This is a genomic window from Longimicrobium sp. (genome assembly GCA_036389795.1).
Taxonomy (GTDB): domain Bacteria; phylum Gemmatimonadota; class Gemmatimonadetes; order Longimicrobiales; family Longimicrobiaceae; genus Longimicrobium.
In genome coordinates this window covers 1-2,209 of record DASVWD010000167.1, presented here as the reverse complement: position 1 = coordinate 2,209, position 2,209 = coordinate 1, and the positions used below count along the sequence as shown (strand labels likewise).

Annotated in this window: 2 protein-coding genes and 1 tRNA gene; all 3 read right to left on the bottom strand. The window is 70.0% G+C overall.

Annotated elements, in window-relative coordinates:
- Positions 1–288 precede the first annotated feature (288 nt).
- Positions 289–372, bottom strand: a tRNA-Leu gene (locus tag VF746_22205).
- 95 nt (positions 373–467) lie between these two features.
- On the bottom strand, positions 468–1,148 hold the full coding sequence (gene rpe / locus VF746_22200; GenBank protein HEX8695141.1) for a ribulose-phosphate 3-epimerase: 681 nt from the start codon (positions 1,146–1,148) through the stop codon (positions 468–470).
- On the bottom strand, positions 1,145–1,861 hold the full coding sequence (rpiA, locus tag VF746_22195; protein HEX8695140.1) for a ribose-5-phosphate isomerase RpiA: 717 nt from the start codon (positions 1,859–1,861) through the stop codon (positions 1,145–1,147). Before rpiA ends, rpe begins: the two co-directional genes overlap by 4 nt.
- Between the last annotated feature and the right edge of the window lie 348 nt (positions 1,862–2,209).

Below are 2,209 nucleotides of genomic sequence, written 5' to 3'. Positions count from 1 at the left end.
GTCTCACACAGAGGGCACAGAGAACACAGAGGAACAGCGGAGAGATTGAAGTTCTCTCCGTGTCCTCCGTGTCCTCTGTGTGATGCCAATCTGTTTCTCGCGAACCAGAACAATGCTCGGAAACGTGGTATCACACGGAGTCAACGGAGTTAACGGAGAACTGCGGGATCCTCTGTTGACTCCGTTGACTCCGTGTGAGTCCCCTTCCGCGGATAAACTCCGCGGAAGATGTCAGGATCATTAAAAGACGCGAGCCCCACCGCCTGGAAGGACGATGGGGCTCGCGAGTGCCGGGAGCGGGACTCGAACCCGCACGGGCCGAAGCCCGAGAGATTTTAAGTCTCTTGTGTCTACCGATTTCACCATCCCGGCGGGAACGGACGACGAAAGATAAACGGCTCCGGCGGAGCGGTCCACCTTCCGGAGTGCGAAGAGCGAGGTGCGAGGTGCGAGGTGCGCGATCGCCCTCAGGAGCCGCCGGCGGCGTCGATCGCCTCGCGGAGGCGGCGGAGGTTCTCGGCGACGGAGGCCTTCGCGTTGTACACCGCCGAGCCCGCGACGAGCGCCGTGGCCCCGGCGCGCACCACCTCGCCGACGGTGTCGGGCGCCACGCCGCCGTCCACCTCCAGTTCCACGTGCGAGAGCCCCCGCTCGTCGAGCATGCGGCGCAGCCTGGCGACCTTCGCCGTGCTGGTGGGGATGTACGACTGCCCGCCGAAGCCGGGGTTCACCGACATCACCAGCACCAGGTCCACGTAGGGGAGGATCTCGGCGAGCGCCTCGGCCGGCGTGGCGGGGTTCAGGGTGACGCCCGGCTTCACCCCCAGCTCGCGGATCGCCTGCACGGTGCGGTGCAGGTGGGGGCTGGTCTCCACGTGCACCGTCAGGTAGTCGGCGCCGGCCTTCGCGAACGCCTCCAGGTAGCGCTCCGGCTTCTCGATCATCAGGTGCACGTCGATCGGCAGCCCGGTCGAGCGCTTCGCCGCGGCGGCGACCAGCGGGCCGATGGTGAGGTTGGGGACGAAGTGCCCGTCCATCACGTCGACGTGGATCCAGTCGGCGCCGCCCGTCTCGGCCTCGCGGACCTGCTCGCCCAGGCGGGTGAAGTCGGCGGAGAGGATGGAGGGCGCGATCTTCACCCGGCTCACCGCGCGGCTCCCGCGTGCCGCACCTCCACCCCGTCCTCGCGCGCGATCACGGCCGCCGTGGCCATCCCCAGGAAGAGCCCCGTCTCCAGGACGCCCGCGCGGCGCGAGAGGGTGGCCTCCAGCGCCTTCGGGTCGGCGATGCCGTCGGGGAAGCGGCAGTCGAGGATGTGGTGCCCGCCGTCGGTGACGAACGGCGCGCCGTCCCCGCCCCGGCGCAGCACGGGCTCGGCGCCGATGAAGCGCAGGAAGCGCTCGAGCACCGGCTCGCCGTAGGGGTCCACCTCCACGGGAAGCGGCGCGCGCGTCCCCAGGCGCTCCACCACCTTCGAGGCGTCGGCCACGATCACCAGCGCCTCGCTGGCCGAGGCCACGATCTTCTCGCGCAGGAGCGCGCCGCCCAGGCCCTTGATCAGGTTGAGCTGCGGGTCCACCTCGTCGGCGCCGTCGACGGTGAGGTCGAGCTGCGGCTGCTCGGCGAGGGTGGCCAGGGGGATCCCCAGCCGGCGGGCGCGCTGCTCGGTGTCGACCGAGGTGGGCACCCCCACGATGGCCTGCCACTCGCCCGCGGCGCGCCGCTCGGCGATCACGTCCAGGAGGTGGCGCACCGTGGAGCCGGTGCCGAGCCCCAGCACCATCCCGTCGTCGATCCACTCGGCGGCCGCCTCCGCCGCCCTGCGCTTGAGCGCCTCGGCCCCGCTTCGTTGCGCGTCCATGCCCGTGCCGGTCGGGGGTGGGTTGAGTGAGCGGGGGACATCTTAAACGGCGAGTGCGAAAGTGCGAAAGTGCGTGAGTGCGAAGGTACGGAGTACGGAGTACGAGGTACGGAGGAAGCCGGGCGCGGGCAGCGGCGGTCTTCCGTCGCACTTCGCACTTCGCACGTCGCACTTCGCACTAAAAACGAGGGGGCGCCCCGAAGGACGCCCCCCTTCCTGCTCCAGCCCGTGCGGTGCCGCGTCAGCCGCGGACGCCGCCCGTCTTCACCACGTACTGGTACGGCTGGAACTCGCACCCCGGACGCACCGGCAGGTAGATCACGTCCGGACTGCCCGTCGCACCCGTCT

Excerpts from the sequence above, each read along its gene's own strand:
- rpiA (HEX8695140.1), bottom strand. The coding sequence starts at position 1,861 with ATGGACGCGCAACGAAGCGGGGCCGAGGCGCTCAAGCGCAGGGCGGCG.